The organism is Uliginosibacterium sangjuense (assembly GCF_059132465.1).
This window is the reverse complement of record NZ_CP101132.1, coordinates 3,130,076-3,146,650: the sequence shown is the minus strand read 5'-3', so window position 1 is coordinate 3,146,650 and position 16,575 is coordinate 3,130,076. Positions and strand designations below refer to the sequence as shown.

Below are 16,575 nucleotides of genomic sequence, written 5' to 3'. Positions count from 1 at the left end.
TTGACTGGAGAGGAACGTATGCGTCGTCGTGTGCTGGCTGCGGTGTCGGCTGTTTTCCTGATGATGGGTGGCCTGGCGGGCGCCCAGACAAGTGCTGCGGACGAGGCGGCGGCGCGCGAGCGGCGACGGGCCGACAAGCGCATCGTGGTGGCCAACAACCTGCAGCTTAGCGAGGGGGAGGCCAAGGTGTTCTGGCCGATCTACGACAGCCACCAGGCACGCCTGGCGGCGCTCAACGACCGCACCGTGCGGATGATCGAGCGTTATGCGGCGGCCCTGCGTGGCGCCGGCGTGGACGATGCGCTGGCCGCCAGCCTGATCCGCGAGCTGGGCGAAATCACCGACGACGAGTACAAGGCCAGCAAGGCCCTGCAGGGCGAGGTGGTCAAGGTGCTGGCGCCGGTCAAGGCGGCGCGCTACCTGCAACTGGAGAACAAGATCCGGGCCGGCGAGAAGAGCTACATCGCCGAAAGTGTCCCGCTGGTGGGTTTTTCGCCTGCCCGCTGAAGCACCCCTTGGCATACGCCACCGTACGCCCTGAAGGGATATCGGCTCAAGTATTGCGCTGCCGCAACCGTAAACCTCATTGATCCCGCGGACCAGCGGGACCTGGATCATGCCCCGGCGGTGTGTGCCGGGCAAGACAGAGGGGTTGCACAAGATGGGCGGATTGCGCGGTTCACGAACGGGCCTGGTGGTGCTGGGCGTAGCCAACCTGGTGGCGATGGGCCTGCTGGCCTCGACCTGGTGGCTGGGCCTGCTGTGCGGAGTCGTGGTGCTGGGCCTGCTGGCCTGGCTGGGCGGTGCCACGGTCGGCGAGGCGGCAACGAGCCCCGCGCCGACCATGACGGAGAGCTTCCGCGAGCCGCAGGACGTGCGCAGCACGCCGGCCGACGATGGCGTGCGCGACCTCGTTGCGCAAGTGGTGCCGCTGTGGGGGCGCCACATCGGCTCGGCCCAGACGCATGTGCGCGAAGCCACCGACAACCTGGTCACCCGCTTCTCGGGCTTCGTCCAGCGCATGGGCGAGGATGAGGCGGGGGACGCGCGCAGTTCGCTGGCCCTGATCGCCATCGAGGCGGCCGAGCAAGGCCTCCACGAGATCATCGACATCCTCAACCGCACCCAGGGTTTCCGCACCGCCGTGATCAAGGAGATCAGCGGGGTGGCCGCGTACACCGACAGCCTGCGCAAGATGGCCGAGGATGTCGCCAGCATCGCCAAGCAGACCAACCTGCTGGCCCTCAACGCCGCCATCGAGGCGGCGCGTGCCGGCGAGGCCGGGCGCGGTTTCGCGGTGGTGGCCGACGAGGTGCGCAAGCTCTCCAACCAGTCTGGCGACATGGGGCAGCGCATCCGCGACACGGTGGCTTCGGTCAGCGAGGCGATCGAGCAGGCGCAGGCCATGTCCAACGATTTCGCCTCGCAGGAAGACGCGCTGGTGGCCACCGCTGGCGATACCGCCGAGCGCATCATCGCCGACTTCAACAACACCGCCCATTCGCTGCAGGCCTCGATCACCCGCCTGCGCGAACAGCATCAGACGGTGCAGAACGACATCCGCGACGTGCTGATCAACCTGCAGTTCCAGGACCGCGTGCAGCAGATGCTGGACCATGTGATCACCGACATGGGCCGCATGGAGCACATCGCGCGCGGCGACGAGCCGGTACCCCAGGCCCAGCAGTGGCTGGCCGAGCTGTCGCGCAGCTACACCATGCTGGAGCAACACGCCACGCATGCCGGCAAGTCGCGCGAGGCCGCACCGGCCGCCAAATCCGACATCACATTCTTCTGAAGCAAGGACCTACTTTTCATGAGCAAGACGATCCTGATTGTCGATGACTCCTTCAGCCTGCGGCAGACCCTGGCCATCGCGCTGCGCAGTGCCGGCTACGAGGTGGTCGAGGCGGTGGACGGCAAGGACGCGCTGTCCAAGCTGGACGGACGCAAGTTCAACCTGATCATCTCCGACGTGAACATGCCCAACATGGACGGGCTCAGTTTCGTGAAGGCCGCCAAGCAACTACCGGCCTACAAGTTCACCCCGATCATCATGCTCACCACCGAAGGCGACGAGACCAAGAAGGCCGAGGGCAAGGCCGCCGGCGTGCGCGCCTGGGTGGTCAAGCCCTTCCAGCCGCCCGCACTGCTCGACGCGGTGGCGAAACTGGTTGCGATGTAAGCCCTCCGGGAGGCCCGCATGGATGCCCGCTTCACCTTTCAGGAGCCGCGCCTCGGTTGTCTCTCGCTGAGTGGCGAGATGACCATCTATGCCGCCGGCGAAATCAAGGACCTGCTGGTCGATCGCCTGGCCGCGAATGAAACGCTGGAGATCGACCTGGCGGGCGTGTCCGAACTGGATTGCGCCGGCGTGCAGTTGCTGCTGATGCTGAGCCAGGAAGCGCAGCGCGCGCAGAAACCGCTGCGCTGGCGTGGCCACAGCCATGTGGTGAGACAGGTGCTGGCGCGCCTGAACCTGGGCGGCGTGCTCGACGCGCCGGCCGAACTGGTGGGCTGAGCTCGGCGGCTCATCGGCACCCGCGGGGGCTGCGGGGCCACCATCGTGGAACCCTCGAACGGGCCGCCCCGGGCCCGAAGGAGAATGGGAATGGATCTCTCCGCTGCGCGCGATGCCCTGGTACAGGAGGCACGCGAACTGTTGGACAGCATGGAGGCGGCCTTGCTGGAGGTGGAAGCCGGCGGCGCCACGCCGGAGCGGCTCAACGCCATCTTCCGCACCGCGCACACGATCAAGGGCTCGGCCGGCCTGTTCGCGCTGGACCTGATCGTGAGCTTCACCCACGTGATGGAGAACGTGCTGGAGCGCGCGCGCAACAACACCCTGCCGCTCGATTCGGCCCTGGTGTCCACCCTGCTGCGCTGTGGCGACTACCTGGGCCGGCTGGTCGATGCCATCCAGGCCGGCACCGAAGCGGAAGACCCCGATCCGCTGGCGCGCGGGCAGTTGCTGGACGCCCTGCGCGGCGTGCTGGGCGAGGCGGTGCCGGCGGCGGTGGGCCCGCGTGTGCCCGAACTCACCGAGGCCAGGATCGAGCGCGACGAAAGCGGCCCGCTGGTACAGAACGAGTACTGGCACATCTCGCTGCGTTTCGGGCCCGAGGTGCTGCGTCTCGGGCTGGACCCGCTGTCCTTCCTGCAGTACCTGGAGTCGCTGGGCGAGATCGTGCATCTCTACACCCTCTACGACGATCTGCCGGCGGCCGCCGAAATGGACGCCGAGGCCTGTTACCTCGGCTTCGAGATCGACCTCGACAGCGAGGCCGACAAGCAGGCCATCGAGCGCGTGTTCGAGTTCGTGCAGGACGAGTGTCGTATCCGTATCCTGCCGCCGCGCGCGCGCATCTCCGAATACATCGAGCTGATCTCCTCTCTGCCCGAGTCGCGCCAGCGCCTGGGCGAGATCCTGCTCGCCGGGGGCAGCCTCACTCGGCACGAGCTGGACGAGGCGCTGAACCTGCAGCGCGAGGTGCAGGACCAGACCGGCAGCCTGCCGCGCCTGGGCGAGCTGCTGATCGAGGAGCAGATGGTGCAGGCCCCGGTGGTGGCCGCCGCGCTGGCCAAGCAGAAGCAGACCGATGAGCGGCGCAGCGGCGAGCACCGGGTGATCAAGGTCGAAGCGGCCAAGCTCGACCAGTTGATCAACCTTGTCGGCGAGCTGGTCATCGCCAACGCCGGCGCGCGCCTGGTCGCCGATCGCAACTTCAACACCACCTTGCAGGCGGGGGGCAGTGGCGATGGAGGGCGCAAGCAACAGCGCGCCGAGCGCGCCCGCCATGGCGTGCTGATGGCCGCCCTGGGCGAGGTGAATCAGCTCGTCGAGCAGATCCGCGATCGTGCGCTGAACATGCGCATGATTCCCATCGGCGAAGTCTTCCAGCGCTTTCCGCGCGTGGTGCGCGACGTCTCGCAGGAGCTGGGCAAGCGCATCGAACTGGTGATCACCGGGGCCGAGACCGAGCTCGACAAGTCCATGGTCGACAAGCTGTCCGACCCGCTGATGCACATCGTGCGCAATGCCATCGACCATGGCATCGAGTCGACCGAGCAGCGCCTTGCCGCCGGCAAGCCGGAACAGGGGCGCCTGACCCTCAACGCCTACCACGAGTCCGGCTGCATCGTGATCGAGGTGGGCGACGACGGACGCGGGCTGGATACCCGGCGCATCCGCGCCAAGGCGCTGGAGCGCGGCCTCATCGAAGCCGATGCCCAGATGACGGAGGCCGAGATCCACCAGCTCATCTTCGCCCCGGGTTTCTCCACCGCCGAGAAGGTGACCAACCTGTCGGGGCGCGGCGTCGGCATGGACGTGGTCAAGCGCGGCATCGAGGCCCTGCGTGGCGAGATCGAGCTGCTCAGCCAGCCCGGCGCAGGCACCACCATGTGCATCCGCCTGCCGCTGACCCTGGCCATCATCGACGGCTTCCAGGTCAGCGTGGGCGACGCCGTGTTCGTGCTGCCGCTGGACATGGTGGTCGAATGCGCCGACATGGCGCCGCCCACCGGCGGCCAGCGCATCGTCAACCTGCGCGGCGAGCCCTTGCCCTACGTGCGCCTGCGCGAGGCCTTCGAGCTGGCGCCCGCGCCTGCGGGTGGCCACCTGCGCGAGAGCCTGGTTGTCGTCGAGTACGGCCATCAGCGCGCGGGCATCGTCGTCGATCGCCTGCTCGGCGAAGTACAGGCGGTGATCAAACCGATGGGGCAGATATTCCGCGGTGTGCGTGGTGTGGGTGGCTCCACCATTCTTGGTGATGGCCGTGTGGCATTGATTCTCGATATCCCGGCGCTGATCGCGCTGAGCAATGAAACCCAGGAACCGGCCGCGTTGCGCGGCCTGCTGAACTGACAGGGAGGTGCACGATGAACTGGTTCATGCAACTGAAGTTGGCCCACAAGCTGCTGCTGACATTCCTTGTCTGCGCCACGCTGACGGCGGTCGTGGGCGTGTATGGCATCACCCGCATCGACCTGATGCGCGACATGCTCGACGAAACCTATTCCAATCGCCTGGTCTCGGTCTCGCTGCTGGGCGAGGTCAGCATCCGGGCGGGGGCGCACAACCGTGCCTATGCCCGTCTGCCCTCGATGCGCGACCGCACGGTGCAGGACGAGACCGCCAAGCGTGGTGATGGTCATTGGGATACCGGAATGAAGGCGCTCGCCAAGTATCGCGAAACCAGCCAGACGGAAGAGGAAGCCGAGCTGAACAAGCAGCTCGATGCCGCAATCCCCGCCTACCTGGCAACCAATGAGAAGGTTCATCAGCTCGCTGCGGCCGGCAAGTATGAAGAAGCCGCCGTGCTCAGCAATGGGGATGCCTTGAAGGCCTTCAACGTCGTCAATAGCCTGGTTGGCAAGATATCCGACATCAACGAGGAAGCCGCCAAGGAGTACAACGATCAGGCGATGGCCACCTCCAACCAGGCGCGCGTGATCCTGCTCTCCATCATCGGCGCCTCCATGGTGCTGGCCATCGCGATGGGGCTTTTCGTCACCCGCATCATCACCCGTCAGCTCGGCGGCGAGCCCGACTATGCGGCCAACGTGGTACGTGCGGTCGCCGATGGCGACCTCACCGTGCAGGTGCAGATCAAGGCCAATGACAGCACCAGTCTGCTCGCCTCGATGGGGCAGATGGTCAGCAAGCTGCAGCGCGTGATAGGCGACGTGCGCTCCTCGGCCGACGCCCTGGCCTCGGCCTCCGAGCAACTGTCTTCCTCCTCCCAGGTACTGAGCCAGAACGCCTCCGAGCAGGCCGCCAGCGTGGAGGAGACCAGTGCCTCGATGGAAGAGATTTCCGCCACCGTGGCGCAGAACACCGAGAACGCCAAGATCACCGACAGCATCGCCTCCAAGTCGGCGAAGGATGCGCGCGAAGGTGGCGAGGCCGTGCGCGAAACCGTGGCCGCCATGAAGCAGATCGCCGAGCAGATCAGCATCATCGACGACATCGCCTACCAGACCAACCTGCTGGCGCTCAATGCCGCCATCGAGGCGGCGCGTGCCGGCGAGCATGGCAAGGGCTTCGCGGTGGTTGCGGCGGAAGTGCGCAAACTGGCCGAGCGCAGCCAGGTGGCGGCGCAGGAGATCAGCTCGGTCGCCGCCAGCAGCGTGAGCCTGGCCGAACGTGCCGGCACCTTGTTTACTGACCTGGTGCCCTCCATCTCGCGTACCGCCGACCTGGTGCAGGAGATCTCCGCCGCCTCGCGCGAACAGAGTTCCGGGCTCGAACAGATCAACACCGCCATCAGCCAGGTCTCGCAGACCACGCAGGCCAACGCCTCCTCGTCGGAAGAGCTGTCCTCCACGGCCGAGGAAATGAGTTCGCAGGCCGTGCAGTTGCAGGAACTGGTGCAGTTCTTCCGCCTCGAAAGCGAGAGCCTGGCTGCGCCGCGTGCGGCACGCGCCCCGGCCGCGCGCAACCCCCGCGGCGGCGCGCGGCGCGCGGCGGTGCATGACGACGCGGTGGACGAATCCGCCTTCGAGCGCTTCTGAGGAGCGAGCAGCATGGCGACCTCATCCACCTTGCCAGCGGCCCGCCAGGCGGGCGCGCTGGCGCGCGCCGAAGCAAACCAGACCAGCCAGTACCTCACCTTCACCCTGGGCCATGAGCTGTTCGCGGTGCCGATCGCGCCGATCCGCGAGATCATCGAGTTTCCCGGGCTCACCGAAATTCCGATGACGCCCGCCTTCCTGCGTGGCGTCATCAACCTGCGTGGCGCCGTGGTGCCGGTCATCGACCTCTCGCTGCGCTTCGGCCGCGCGGCCACCCAGGTTGGGCGGCGCACCTGCGTGGTCATCGTCGAAGTGCCGCACGAGGAGGGCCTGCAGCCCGTGGGCGTGATCGTCGATACCGTGTCGGCCGTGCTCGATGTGGAGGATTCCAGCATCGACCAGCGCCCCGGTTTCGGCACCGGCCTGCGCACCGATTTCGTGGCCGGCATGCTGAACCTGGGGGGCAAGTTCGTGGTGGTGCTGGACATGAACAACGTGCTGTCCTCCGACGAGCTGGAGCAGCTCGTCAGCAGCAGCAACGACATCGGGTCCGGCGTGGCGGCCTGAGGGTTCAGATGACAGCCTACGGTGTCGAGCTCAGCCCGCAAACCTGCCGCCGCCTCGTGGACTGGTTCCGCGAGGCAAGCGGCATCCATTTGCCGGAGGGCAAGCGCACCCTGGTCGCCTCGCGCCTGCGCAAGCGTCTCGCCGCCCTGCGCCTGAACAGCTTCGACGCCTACTGCGACTACCTGGAGCAGCAGGACGACGGCGGCGAGCGCCAGCAACTGATCGACCTGCTGACCACCAATGAGACCTACTTCTTCCGCGAGGCGGCGCATTTCGACCTGGTGGCCTCTCTGCTCCAGCAGCGCCGCCTGCCCACCCCGCTGCGGGTGTGGTCGGCCGCCTGTTCCTCGGGCGAGGAGGTCTATAGCCTCGCGATGACCCTCAGCGAACACTGCCGGGGCGGCTGGGACATCCTCGCCACCGACCTCTCCACCCGCATGTTGCAGCGCGCGCGCCAGGGCCTGTACCCGGCCCAGCGCCTGGAGGCGCTGCCGGCGGGCTACCTGCAGCGCTACTTCCTCAAGGGCTCGGGGCGTTACGAAGGAATGATCCTGGTGGACCGGGCGCTGCGTGCCCGCGTGCGCGTGGCCCAGCACAACCTGCTGCACGACGCCGGGCGCCTGGGGCGCTTCGACCTCATCTTCCTGCGCAATGTGCTGATCTACTTCGACGCCAGCGCCAAGCAGCACATCCTGGAACGCGTGGCGACGCAACTGGAGGTGGGCGGCTACCTGTTCCTCGGTCACGCCGAGGCACTGACGCATCTGGGCCTGCCGCTGGAGCGCGTTGCCAAGTCGGTTTATCGACGGAGCCGATGACATGAGCGTCATCCACCTGGGGCCGGGCGACGTGGCGGTGGGCAAGCAGGGCGATCACCTGCACACCGTGCTGGGCTCTTGTGTCGCGCTGATCCTGTGGGCGCCGCAGCGCCACGTCGCGGCGATGGCGCATATCGCACTGCCATCGGCGGAAGACGCCGCGGATGTTGCGCTCGACACCCGCCGTGCGGACCATGCCTGGCGCTACATGTGCGATGCGCTCAAGCGGCGCGGCGTGGACCCGGCTGCCTGCGTCTGCAAGGTGTTTGGCGGTGCGCGTGTGTTCGACCATCGCCACTCGAGCGTCGGCGAGAAGAACATTGAGGCGGTGCGCCACCTGCTGGCGCACCACGGCGTCCAGGTGAGCGCGGAGCACGTGGGTGGCACCGGCTACCGCGAGCTGCGGCTGAATGTCGATACCGGCGAAGCCTGGGTCCGCCATCGCGCGGGTTACGTCCAGCTCAGCCAGTCAGAGGAGGAGGGCTCATGATCCGTGTCATGGTGGTGGATGATTCGGCGGTGGTGCGCCAGGTCATGCAGGACGTACTCGCCAAGCACCCGGACATCAACGTCATCGCGACCGCGTCCGACCCGATCTTCGCGCTCTCGCGCATGAAGCAGGACTGGCCCGATGTGCTGGTGCTGGATGTCGAGATGCCGCGCATGGATGGCATCACCTTCCTGCGCCAGATCATGCAGGAGCGACCCACCCCCACGGTGATCTGCTCCTCGCTGACCGAGAAGGGCGCCAAGACCACGATGGAGGCGCTGGAGGCCGGCGCCGTCTCGATCATCACCAAGCCCTCGCTGGGGGTGGGGGACTTCCTGCGCGGCAATGATGATGAACTGGCCTCGGCCATCCGTGCCGCCGCCGCCGCCAACCCGCGTCGCCTGCGCCTGCCCACCGTGGCGCCCAAGCTCAATGCCGACGCCATCCTCACCGCGCCCAGCACGAGCAGCGCGCTGGACCGCACCACCGAGCGCTTCGTCGCCATCGGCGTATCCACTGGTGGCACCCAGGCGCTGGAGTATGTGTTGCCCAGCCTGCCCCGTACCTCGCCGGGTGTGGTGGTGGTGCAGCACATGCCGGAGAAATTCACCCGCAGCTTCGCCGACCGTCTCAACACCCTGGCCGAGATTGAGGTCAAGGAGGCCGCCAATGGCGACCGCATCCTGCCGGGGCGTGCCCTCATTGCGCCCGGCGGCAAGCACACCCTGGTCAAGCGCAGCGGCGCGCAGTACTTCGTCGAGGTGATCGACGGCCCCCTGGTCTCGCGTCACCGCCCCTCGGTGGACGTACTCTTCCGCTCCGTCGCCAAGGCCGCCGGCAAGAATGCACTTGGCATCATCATGACCGGCATGGGCGACGACGGCGCGCGCGGCATGAAGGAGATGTTCGACGTCGGCGCCAAGACCCTGGCGCAGGATGAAGAAAGCTGTGTCGTCTTCGGCATGCCCAAGGAGGCGCTGCGCCATGGCGGCGTCAATGAAACCATCAGTCTCGACCGTATCCCGGAGGCCATCGTCCGTTATGGCAAGTGAAGCAGAACTGCCTGCCAGCGTCATCCAGCAGGGTGTGCTGGTGGTGGACGACAGCGAAGTCCAGCGCATCTTCACCACCAAGCTGTTGCGCGAGATGGGGGTCGAGCGCGTCGCCGAGGCCAGCAACGGCTACGCGGCCCTTTCTCGGCTCTACGCGCTCGACCCATCACCCGCCGTGCTGATCGTCGATCTCGAAATGCCCATGATGGATGGCGTCGAGCTGATCCAGCAGATGGCGCGTACCACCTACCGCCCCAACCTCATCATCGCCAGCGGGCGCGAGACCGCTCTGATCGACTCCGTCGCCAGCATGAGCGAGGCCATGAACCTGCCCCTGCTTGGCGTGGTGTACAAACCCTTCACGGCAGAGAAGCTGCACGAGTTGCTGTGCAAAGTGTGCGAGGCGCCGTCGGCGTCGGTCGAGCCGGCGCGTGACGAGGTGACCACTACCGCACAAGACATTGAACTCGCCCTGGCTGCCGGCTTCATCCGCCCCTATTTTCAGCCCAAGGTCGACCTCGCCACCGGCGAGATGCAGGGCGTCGAGGCACTGGCGCGCTGGATCGAACCCGGCAAGCGCATCGTGCCCCCCAACGAATTCGTGCCCGTCGCCGAAGCCTCTGGCCAGATGCGCGCGCTCACCCTCGTCATGCTTCAGCAATGCATCAGCGTGCTCAAGGAATGGGCGCTGCACCAACGCCCCTGGACCATGGCGATCAACCTCTCGCCCGCCACGCTGAGTGACATGCTGCTGGCCGACACCATCATCCGCATGGTCGAAGCGGCGCAACTCGAGACCCAGAAAATCGTGTTCGAGGTGACCGAGAGCACCATGACCGACATCGTGGCCACCGGCGCGCTGCTGCGCCTGCGCCTGCGCGGCTTCGGCCTCTCCATCGACGACTACGGTACCGGCTTCTCGTCCATGCAGCAGCTCTCACGCCTGCCGTTCTCGGAGCTCAAGCTCGACCGCTCCCTCGTCAACGGTGCGCACTCGCGCTCCAACCTGCGCACCATCCTCGAGTCCGCCGTCGAAATGGCCCAACGCCTCGGACTCAAGACCGTGGCCGAAGGCGTCGAAACTTGGGATGACTGGCGCCTGCTGCAATCCCTAGGCTGCAATCTCGCGCAAGGCTACCTGATCGCCAAACCGGCGCCGGTCGAAACGCTACCCGACACCTTGGCCGACTTCGGCCGCCGACGCGCGAACAGCGGTGCGGGGTGAGTGCGCGGGGGATGAATACCTTGTCCACTTGAATGTGGTCCGACAAGGGTAGGGGAGCGAGGCTTGGCGCCAGGGATTCCTAATGTCGTACAGACTCGGCTTCCTGCAGCGCCTTCAAGGTCACACCCTTCGCATCCTTCCATTCCGTGCGTCCATTCGCATTCCGGCCCAGTACGATCGCCGCAGCCGTTGAAGGTGAGCTGAACACGTAGTCTTGCGTGAACTGCAGATGCTCGCCTTGTTTAGTCAGCACACCATTTCCGACCAGGGCGTTACGTACTTCGAAGATGCCCGGTGCGTGCAGGGGCAACGACGGCGCCGTCACCGCCAAAGCCTGCGAGCCCGCTTTCACCACAAACCCCTGAGTCGCTTCGTATCCTGTCGCAGTGATGCCCTTGCCCTTGCAAGTCAGCGTCGTATGTCCTGCAACAGGCGCCGCCACAGCCTGCTCGAAAGCGTGCACACCCAACACCGGCAGCATCCCCAGCATGTTCTCCAGAAAGACCTGCATGTCCGCCCTGTCCGCTTCCGACAAGCTGGGCTCAGCCGGGTGGTTCCCGTTGTCCAGCGGCACGCGCTTCGCGGCCTTGGCCAGACTCACGAGGTTGGATTCCAGAAACTGCACATGTGCCTTGTTCAACTGCCCCGGCGCCACGAAGCACACCGCGCGATTCCAGAAATCTTTCTTCGCGTAGTGGTCCTCGATACGAGGCCTGACCGGATCGCCCTCGCCGACGTAGAGCATCTCCCCTTCGCCGTCCTCACGCGGCCCAAGCAGCAGATACACACCCGTCTGCCCCAGCTCCTCGCGTTGCTTTACGCGCGGCAAAAGCGAACGCGGAAAGATCAGTGCCTTGCCAATCCAGTTGCTGCGCTCCACCACGCGCAGCCCGTCCGGGTCGCCATCAGCCACGAAGATGCGTAGGGAGAAAGGTTGGGCTGTACTCATGAAAAGCGTCCTTGAAACCGGGCCAAAATATCAGGGCAGCAAGGGTAAGCCCAGCTGCCTGAGAAAATCGTTATGCGTGTCCTTGGCCCGTTTGATGTCTTTCTCGATGTCGACCAATTGGTCATGCACTGCTTTCAAGTCGACTTCTTCTTCGGCGACTGAAGTACTGACATAGCGCGAGATGTTCAGGTTGAAATCGTTCTTCTCGATCTCAGCCATGCCCACCCGCCGCGCATAGCGCGCTGCTTCCTTGCGGTACTGGTAGGTCTCGACGATCTTGTCGATATGGTCCTGCGTCAGTTGGTTCTGGCGCTTGCCCTTCTCGAAGTGCTCGGCCGCATTGATGAACAGTACATCGTCCGGCTTCTTGCACTTCTTCAGCACCAGGATGCAGACCGGGATACCCGTCGAGTAGAAAAGATTCGCCGGCAAGCCGATCACTGTGTCGATGTGACCGTCCTTGAGCAGCTTGGTACGGATGCGCTCCTCCGCGCCGCCACGGAACAGCACGCCGTGCGGCAGGATGATGGCCATCACGCCATCGTCTTTCAGGTAGTGCAGCCCGTGTAGCAGGAAGGCGAAGTCCGCCGCGCTTTTCGGGGCGATGCCGTGGTTCTTGAAGCGCATGTCTTCGCTGATCGCATCAGACGGCTCCCAGCGATAACTGAAGGGCGGATTCGCCACCACTGCATCGAATTGCGGCTTCTTCGCCGGGTTGGTCTCGCGCAGAAAGTCCCAGGCATTGGCCAGCGTGTCGCCGTGGTAGATCTCGAACTCGGTGTCCTTCACCCCGTGCAGCAGCATGTTCATGCGCGCCAGGTTGTAGGTGGTGATGTTGTATTCCTGGCCGTAGATCTTGCCGATGCTGCCACCCGCGTTCTTCACGCGGTGGCGGATGTTCAGCAGCAGAGAGCCTGATCCGCAAGCGAAGTCGAAGACGCTCTCCAGCTTCTTGCGCGACCCTTCCTTCGGCTCCTGGCTGTCCAGCGTCACGATGGCGGAAAGGATGTCTGAGATTCTCTGCGGCGTGTAGAACTCGCCTGCCTTCTTGCCCGAGCCCGCCGCGAATTGCCCGATCAAGTACTCGTAGGCATCACCCAGCGTGTCGCTGTCGGTGGAGAACTTCGACATCCCTTTCGCCAGCTCGGAGATGATCGAGCACAGTTTGACGTTGCGATCTTCGTACGTGCGGCCCAGCTTGTCGGAAGCAAGATTGATCTCTGAAAACAGCCCCGCGAAGTTGCTTTGGAAAGACTTTTCCTCGATGTACTTGAAACCCTTCTGCAAGGTGTCGAGCAATAAGCCCTCTCGCTTCTTGGCGAGGCGAACGATGCTGCTCCACAGAAAAGGCGGTTCGATCACATAGTGCACCTTGCGACGCATCTGCTTCTCGAACTCTTCCACGTCGGCAGCGTTTTGCTCATACCACCGCGCCAATGGAGGCGGAGCCGGGATCTTATCTTCGCCACGTACTTCATCCGGCTCGCGTTCTGGATAATCCGCCCCCAGCTCCTTCTTCGCCGCCTGCTCGTAGTTGTCCGAGAGATAACGCAAGAAAAGGAAAGACAGCATGTAATCGCGGAAGTCGTCTGCGTTCATTGCGCCGCGCAGTTGGTCCGCAATGGCCCACAGCGTTTTGCCGAGTTGCTTTTGTTCGTTTTCAGTCATGTCTTGGATCGTTTCTTGAGCGTGTTTTCCAGCGCCTTCAATTCGGCATCGTCCTGCGCATCGGCCTCGCGGGCCTCTTCCTGTTTGCGGCGCTGGTCATAGTCCAGATACAACGCGCTGGCCGCGCGCTCCATTTGTGCATGGCTCACCTTGCCGGCATGGGTGAGCACCGGAAAACCGTTGCTGCTGATGATCTGGTCCACGTTCTGGCGCCAGAAGCTCATGCAGATTTCTTCGCGGCGTTTGGTGCGCAGCTCGGCGGTTTCCAGAAATATCACCACCAGGCGATTCAGCGTGTCGATCTCATCGGCGTTGAGGTAATTCTTCGCGATCAAAATATCCTGCTTGCGCACCTTGTCACCCTGCCAGTGCAGCAGGCCGAAATGGCGGTCATCCGGGTTGGCACGAGCGGTGATGAGTTCGGCGGCGGTCTGCTGCGTCACCGCGTAGAGCAGCAGGTTCTGCACCGTGGCGAAAAAGGTTTGGGTGGCCTGATCACTCTTGTCGTAATCAACGCTCAGGGCAAACAGGTCGCGCACCTTCTGGTAGAAGCGCTTTTCCGAGGCACGGATGTCCCGGATGCGCGCCAGCATCTCGTCGAAGTAATCCGGGCGACCATCCGGGTTCTTCAGGCGCTCATCGTCCAGCACAAAGCCCTTGAGCAGAAACTCCTTGAGCACGGTGCTGGCCCAGCGGCGGAACTGCACGCCGCGCGGCGAGCGCACGCGGTAGCCCACGGCGAGGATGGCGTCGAGATTGTAGAGCTGTGTCCGGTAGCGCTTGCCGTCGGCGGCAGTTGTCAAGGATTCCTTGACAACTGAATCCGCGCTCAGCTCCCCGTCCTTGAAGACATTCTTCAGGTGCAGTGAGATGTTCTGCTTGGTCGCGTCGAACAGCTCGGCCATCTCCAATTGTGTGAGCCAGACCGTCTGCTGCTCGGCCCGCAGCTTGATCTGGCTGCGCCCGTCTTCGGTGGTGTAGAGGATCAGCTCGCTCATGCCTTACTCCGCATGCAGTACGAAGTTGTACTTTGCGAGGAGCCCACTCATTACGTCATTGAAGATATCCAGATTGTCTTGAACCACGATGTCCGACTCGTAGTAGTAGACCTTCTTGTGCGACAAGGCATTTACTATATCTGCCACGCGATTTGGCTCGCTGATCCCGATTTGATTCAACACATAGCTGAACTGCGGAACACCCAGGAACGACGCCACGTTCTCCATGACCTGCCGGAGCATCGCGAAGTGATATGCCCGGACATCATTGGCTTTGTGTGCGTTGGACAGATCTTGTAGCAGCCGCAGGTGGTACAAGAACACATCGTTTTCGCATTTCTCCAGCTTGAGCTCGCCGGACTTCGAACTAAGGACGTAGTGCTTCGTGTGCTTCTTGAACTTGCTACTTTTCTCACCCTTGCTGAGCCAGTCGCTCAGAATGGAGAAAAGACCAATGTGGTGAGTGGTGACGATGATCTTCCGCTTCTCGAACTGACTCTCGATGAGATCAAACAGCGTCGCGGCAGTGACGAAGATGTTGTGATCATCAAGGCTGGACACCGGGTCATCAATGAAGAAGTGACTTGATTGCTTGTCTGCCCAGCCTTCGACTTCAAACAAAGCCAAAAAGAAGCACCAAACGAAGATTCGCTCCTCTCCCCGCGAAATCTTGATGGACTTCTGCACCACGTCTGGATTTTGATTTGGAATGAAGAAAGAAATTGATTCAATGCCTTTTTCGGGGTCGTCCTTGTAGGGGTTAAAACTAAAACCAAACTTGGGCTTGTAGGCATTCAGCTTGTCACGGACATTGTCTTCCGTTAGGAGCGTGTGGAAGCGGCTGAGACTGCTTGGCAAAATGCTCAGTCTGACGTTTTCACCATCGTTGTCTTCATCGTTGTCCCACACAAAGAGGTCTTCGCTGTAGGCGTTGTAGTAGACCCCTGTGTGGCTCCCATCGTCCAGCTTGGTCGCATTCTTGTAGGCCACACAAAGCTGAGTTTTTCCCGTCGAGTTGAAGGCATAGGCGAGCGTGATTCGCGCAGGGTCTTTCTTGAGTGTGTCGGCAATTTCGTCGAGCGTCATTTCGTTTCCTCAACAGAAGGGAAAAGCTGCTGCATCAGGCCTTCTTTATGAAGCTTCAATGCTTGAAATTTTCCAACCTCTCCAACGATCAACTCATCAATCTCTGAGAAGCATTCAACGATTCTTGTCTGCTCTTCGGCATCCTTTGGGTAGCGAAACGGTAGAGCGCGAATCAGCGCTTGGCTCAGATTCTCTTGCCCTCCGCTGTTACTCAGCTTGCGCATTTCTTCGTAGCGTCCGCACAGACTCACAAACGTAAAGCCACTGTCGACTTCAGCGTTCGGCAGAATTGCTGCGCATGCCTGATTCGTCGCCGCCGGGATACCGAGCATTGCAACCTTCCCGCGCGTCTTGCCTTGCCCGTACATGGCAATCAAAACAGTGCCCTTGGGGAAAACCTTTGCCGAGGAGTTCCCCAAGCCTGCTTCGCTGATGAACTCGTCTGCCTTGGTTATGAGGTTGAAGTCGACCAATGAAGTCGTGACCCAAGGAATGTCGTCCGTCCAATACTCCCGTTTGGCGCGGTCAGGTGTGCCACCGCTCGACGTGTCGAAAAGATCACCGAGCGGCGCTTCCTTCCACTCCGGCGCATCGCGGAATTCGGGGAAGCGGAGGCGGGGGAGGGTTTCGCCTTCGCGGGGGAAGAGCTGCTGCATCAGGCCGCGCTTGTAAGTCTTCAAGGCCTCGACTTTTCGCCCCTGCGCGGCAATCAGCTCGTCCAGCGAGCTCAGGCAGTCGGCGATCTTTTGTTGCTCTGCCCCATTTGGAAGCGGGATTTTTAGATTCTGGTATTCAGAGATGTAGTAACGCTTATGCTCTTTGGGGTCGAACTTGATGGTGCCCATCAGTTCAAAGATCAGCTTGAGTGAGTCGTCACCCTTCACTCTGAGAATCTTGATTGCCGATGACTTAACCTTGAACGGAAAATCAACATACTTCTTGTCTGTCGTGAAGTCGTCGAAGATTACGACCGGGGTGTCGGTAAATATCCCCGTCGTTTCGTTTGTGTAACCGAGGATGAAACTCTTGTTCGCGGTAAGAACCGGAACGCCGCTGGCTTGGTATGCCGTATCTGAAACGATGTATTTATCAGGACGCTCGTAATCCAGTACCGCGCTTAGCGGCCCCCTCTTCCATCCCTCAGAGTTCCGAAACGCCGGAAACCGCAACTTCGGCACTACCGCTGTTTTTCCCTCATTCGCCATC

The 16,575-nt window shown here is 63.0% G+C and carries 16 protein-coding genes; 11 read left to right on the top strand and 5 right to left on the bottom strand.

The window, feature by feature from the left end; all coding sequences use genetic code 11:
• The first annotated feature begins 18 nt into the window (after positions 1-18).
• The 11 genes from NMB43_RS14485 to NMB43_RS14435 all read left to right on the top strand — a co-directional run bounded on the left by NMB43_RS14485 (position 19) and on the right by NMB43_RS14435 (position 10,668).
• Positions 19-507 carry a hypothetical protein gene (locus NMB43_RS14485; RefSeq protein ID WP_494348870.1) on the top strand — a complete coding sequence of 163 codons (489 nt, stop codon included), beginning with the start codon at positions 19-21 and terminating at the stop codon, positions 505-507.
• A gap of 163 nt (positions 508-670) precedes the next feature.
• Positions 671-1,798, top strand: a complete 1,128-nt coding sequence (locus NMB43_RS14480) for a methyl-accepting chemotaxis protein (RefSeq protein ID WP_494348869.1) — start codon at positions 671-673, stop codon at positions 1,796-1,798.
• Between the two features lie 18 nt (positions 1,799-1,816).
• Positions 1,817-2,185 carry a response regulator gene (locus tag NMB43_RS14475; protein WP_494348868.1) on the top strand — a complete coding sequence of 123 codons (369 nt, stop codon included), beginning with the start codon at positions 1,817-1,819 and terminating at the stop codon, positions 2,183-2,185.
• An 18-nt stretch (positions 2,186-2,203) separates the two neighbouring features.
• Entirely contained in the window at positions 2,204-2,521 is a 318-nt protein-coding gene (locus NMB43_RS14470) for an STAS domain-containing protein (RefSeq protein ID WP_494348867.1), read from the top strand.
• A 90-nt stretch (positions 2,522-2,611) separates the two neighbouring features.
• Positions 2,612-4,867 carry a chemotaxis protein CheA gene (locus NMB43_RS14465; RefSeq protein WP_494348866.1) on the top strand — a complete coding sequence of 752 codons (2,256 nt, stop codon included), beginning with the start codon at positions 2,612-2,614 and terminating at the stop codon, positions 4,865-4,867.
• A 26-nt stretch (positions 4,868-4,893) separates the two neighbouring features.
• Positions 4,894-6,516 carry a methyl-accepting chemotaxis protein gene (locus NMB43_RS14460; RefSeq protein ID WP_494348865.1) on the top strand — a complete coding sequence of 541 codons (1,623 nt, stop codon included), beginning with the start codon at positions 4,894-4,896 and terminating at the stop codon, positions 6,514-6,516.
• Between the two features lie 12 nt (positions 6,517-6,528).
• Positions 6,529-7,083: a chemotaxis protein CheW gene (locus NMB43_RS14455; protein ID WP_494348864.1), complete on the top strand. Its 555-nt coding sequence runs from the start codon at positions 6,529-6,531 to the stop codon at positions 7,081-7,083.
• Positions 7,084-7,091: 8 nt separating this feature from the next.
• Positions 7,092-7,901 carry a CheR family methyltransferase gene (locus NMB43_RS14450; protein WP_494348863.1) on the top strand — a complete coding sequence of 270 codons (810 nt, stop codon included), beginning with the start codon at positions 7,092-7,094 and terminating at the stop codon, positions 7,899-7,901.
• 1 nt (position 7,902) lies between these two features.
• The gene (locus tag NMB43_RS14445) at positions 7,903-8,391 is read left to right on the top strand and encodes a chemotaxis protein CheD (protein ID WP_494348862.1); all 489 of its coding nucleotides are present in this window, start codon (positions 7,903-7,905) and stop codon (positions 8,389-8,391) included.
• Positions 8,388-9,443 (top strand): protein-glutamate methylesterase/protein-glutamine glutaminase, encoded by a 1,056-nt coding sequence (locus NMB43_RS14440; protein ID WP_494348861.1) that lies wholly within the window; start codon positions 8,388-8,390, stop codon positions 9,441-9,443. The genes NMB43_RS14445 and NMB43_RS14440 overlap by 4 nt, the downstream gene beginning before the upstream one ends.
• On the top strand, positions 9,433-10,668 hold the full coding sequence (locus tag NMB43_RS14435) for an EAL domain-containing response regulator (protein ID WP_494348860.1): 1,236 nt from the start codon (positions 9,433-9,435) through the stop codon (positions 10,666-10,668). Before NMB43_RS14440 ends, NMB43_RS14435 begins: the two co-directional genes overlap by 11 nt.
• A gap of 79 nt (positions 10,669-10,747) precedes the next feature.
• On the opposite strand, the gene NMB43_RS14430 is transcribed toward NMB43_RS14435, so the two are convergent.
• From NMB43_RS14430 to NMB43_RS14410, 5 genes are read right to left on the bottom strand one after another with little or no spacing between them, the layout of a single operon-like run.
• Entirely contained in the window at positions 10,748-11,617 is an 870-nt protein-coding gene (locus NMB43_RS14430) for a GIY-YIG nuclease family protein (RefSeq protein ID WP_494348859.1), read from the bottom strand.
• 30 nt (positions 11,618-11,647) lie between these two features.
• Positions 11,648-13,285: a type I restriction-modification system subunit M gene (locus tag NMB43_RS14425; RefSeq protein WP_494348858.1), complete on the bottom strand. Its 1,638-nt coding sequence runs from the start codon at positions 13,283-13,285 to the stop codon at positions 11,648-11,650.
• A complete protein-coding gene (locus NMB43_RS14420) occupies positions 13,282-14,283 on the bottom strand; it encodes a virulence RhuM family protein (RefSeq protein WP_494348857.1) in 1,002 nt (333 codons plus the stop codon). The genes NMB43_RS14425 and NMB43_RS14420 overlap by 4 nt, the downstream gene beginning before the upstream one ends.
• Before the next feature lie 3 nt (positions 14,284-14,286).
• A complete protein-coding gene (locus NMB43_RS14415; RefSeq protein WP_494348856.1) occupies positions 14,287-15,369 on the bottom strand; it encodes an AAA family ATPase in 1,083 nt (360 codons plus the stop codon).
• Positions 15,366-16,574, bottom strand: coding sequence for a restriction endonuclease subunit S (locus NMB43_RS14410; RefSeq protein WP_494348855.1), 1,209 nt, complete (start codon positions 16,572-16,574; stop codon positions 15,366-15,368). The genes NMB43_RS14415 and NMB43_RS14410 overlap by 4 nt, the downstream gene beginning before the upstream one ends.
• Position 16,575 lies beyond the last annotated feature (1 nt).

Bases quoted from the DNA above. Each gene is read 5' to 3' on its own strand.
- NMB43_RS14420 (WP_494348857.1), bottom strand. From the start codon at position 14,283: ATGAGCGAGCTGATCCTCTACACCACCGAAGACGGGCGCAGCCAGATC.
- NMB43_RS14435 (WP_494348860.1), top strand. From the start codon at position 9,433: ATGGCAAGTGAAGCAGAACTGCCTGCCAGCGTCATCCAGCAGGGTGTG.
- NMB43_RS14415 (WP_494348856.1), bottom strand. From the start codon at position 15,369: ATGACGCTCGACGAAATTGCCGACACACTCAAGAAAGACCCTGCGCGA.
- NMB43_RS14445 (WP_494348862.1), top strand. From the start codon at position 7,903: ATGAGCGTCATCCACCTGGGGCCGGGCGACGTGGCGGTGGGCAAGCAG.
- NMB43_RS14410 (WP_494348855.1), bottom strand. From the start codon at position 16,574: ATGGCGAATGAGGGAAAAACAGCGGTAGTGCCGAAGTTGCGGTTTCCG.
- NMB43_RS14465 (WP_494348866.1), top strand. From the start codon at position 2,612: ATGGATCTCTCCGCTGCGCGCGATGCCCTGGTACAGGAGGCACGCGAA.
- NMB43_RS14460 (WP_494348865.1), top strand. From the start codon at position 4,894: ATGCAACTGAAGTTGGCCCACAAGCTGCTGCTGACATTCCTTGTCTGC.
- NMB43_RS14430 (WP_494348859.1), bottom strand. From the start codon at position 11,617: ATGAGTACAGCCCAACCTTTCTCCCTACGCATCTTCGTGGCTGATGGC.
- NMB43_RS14475 (WP_494348868.1), top strand. From the start codon at position 1,817: ATGAGCAAGACGATCCTGATTGTCGATGACTCCTTCAGCCTGCGGCAG.
- NMB43_RS14470 (WP_494348867.1), top strand. From the start codon at position 2,204: ATGGATGCCCGCTTCACCTTTCAGGAGCCGCGCCTCGGTTGTCTCTCG.
- NMB43_RS14425 (WP_494348858.1), bottom strand. From the start codon at position 13,285: ATGACTGAAAACGAACAAAAGCAACTCGGCAAAACGCTGTGGGCCATT.
- NMB43_RS14455 (WP_494348864.1), top strand. From the start codon at position 6,529: ATGGCGACCTCATCCACCTTGCCAGCGGCCCGCCAGGCGGGCGCGCTG.
- NMB43_RS14440 (WP_494348861.1), top strand. From the start codon at position 8,388: ATGATCCGTGTCATGGTGGTGGATGATTCGGCGGTGGTGCGCCAGGTC.
- NMB43_RS14450 (WP_494348863.1), top strand. From the start codon at position 7,092: ATGACAGCCTACGGTGTCGAGCTCAGCCCGCAAACCTGCCGCCGCCTC.
- NMB43_RS14485 (WP_494348870.1), top strand. From the start codon at position 19: ATGCGTCGTCGTGTGCTGGCTGCGGTGTCGGCTGTTTTCCTGATGATG.